Annotated in this window: 2 protein-coding genes; both read left to right on the plus strand. The window is 73.1% G+C overall.

Annotated features, from left to right (window positions below):
• Positions 1–234: 234 nt before the first annotated feature.
• Positions 235–483, plus strand: coding sequence for a hypothetical protein (locus ACFV6I_RS39620; protein WP_159398582.1), 249 nt, complete (start codon positions 235–237; stop codon positions 481–483).
• A gap of 258 nt (positions 484–741) precedes the next feature.
• Positions 742–1,401: a zinc ribbon domain-containing protein gene (locus ACFV6I_RS39625; RefSeq protein WP_063350729.1), complete on the plus strand. Its 660-nt coding sequence runs from the start codon at positions 742–744 to the stop codon at positions 1,399–1,401.
• Positions 1,402–1,462: the final 61 nt, after the last annotated feature.

Genomic DNA, 1,462 nt, shown 5'->3' on the forward strand with positions numbered 1-1,462 from the left:
GAGGCGCCGTCGGCGCCGGACGCGCTCGGGCTGGCCGCCGTCGTGCCGTTCGCCCTGTGGCGCCGCCGCCGCGGCGCGCGCCGGGGTCGCCGCTGAGCCGGGTGAGGGCTTCGGCGGAACTCCTCCCGCGATTCTCTACACGCCTGTAGAGTTTCCGGGGTGAGCTGCACGCCTGGTCGCGTGGCCGCCCGACCGGGGAGGCCGCGCGTCGGGGCCGGGTCGGGAGGCGGAACCGTGGTGGAGAGTCGGCGCAGTCCTGTGGCCGTCGGGGAGCCGGCGGACCCGGACGTCCAGTGGGTGTACCAGCCGGTCGAGGTGGACCTCGGCGGCGGCACCTGGGCGTCCGGGCGGATCAGCGGCTGGTGGCAGGACTCCGCCGGGCAGCGGTGGTGCCGGTTGCGGGTGAGCCGCAGCGGCCGGCCGGCCGGGTGGGAGCGGTTCGACCCGGCGCGGGTCCTGCTGCTGCCGGTCGCCGGGCTCTGAGGAGGCGTCGGCCGGTTCCGATCGGACCGGTTCCGATCGGAACCGGTATCAGCCTGATCGGAACCGGTCCGGTGGGTTCGGACGTCCCTCGGTGCGGCGATCACGAGGCGTTGTCCATAGAGGCGTTGTCCATAAGAGATTCACAAAATATGACGGCATGTGCGATTCTGTGCAGCGCCCCCGTGACCCGCCCCATCCGTGCCGGCACCTTGGGGGGCCCGGGGCCGCCGACATGCCACTTCATCGACCGGGGACGACGTGAGTTCCGAGATCTACTTCAGCAGCAACTACCGCGACCTGTGCGAGCAGCACGGCACCGGCGCGGGCTTCCAGTTCGAGTTCTCCTGCTACCGCTGCTCCGACACCTGGCGCTCGTCGTTCGAGGCGTTCACCACCGGCCAGGTGGCGGGCTGGATCGGCAAGGGCGTCAGCGCCGCCTGGAACCTCATCGGCGGCAACGCCAACACCATCAGCAACGCCGCCGACGGCCTGGCCGGCCACACCTGGGGCAACGCGCGCGACGCCGCCTTCCAGCGCGCGATCACCAACGCCCAGGTGCACTTCAACCGCTGCGCCCGCTGCACCCACTACGTCTGCGGCCGCTGCTTCGACCCGGGCCAGGGCCTGTGCCACACCTGCGCCCCGGACACCGCGGCCGAGGCGATGGCGGCGCAGCGGCGCGGCCTCAACGACATGGTGTCCGACCGCTCCTACCAGCAGGGCCAGCAGTCCGGCGCCGAGTTCGACGTGCGGACGCCGCGCCAGCTCGTCTGCCCGCAGTGCTCGGCGGAGACGCACGGCACGCCGTTCTGCCCGGGCTGCGGACACCGGCTCGCCCAGCCGACCCAGTGCGGCCAGTGCCACCAGGACATCCCGGAGGGCGCGGCGTTCTGCCCGGGCTGCGGCACCAGGCGCTGACCCCGCAGACCCCACGCACCCCATGCACCTCGCGACGGCGGGGCGCCTGCGGATCAGGATC

Source organism: Kitasatospora sp. NPDC059803, assembly GCF_042732255.1.
In the GTDB taxonomy this organism is placed as follows: domain Bacteria; phylum Actinomycetota; class Actinomycetes; order Streptomycetales; family Streptomycetaceae; genus Kitasatospora.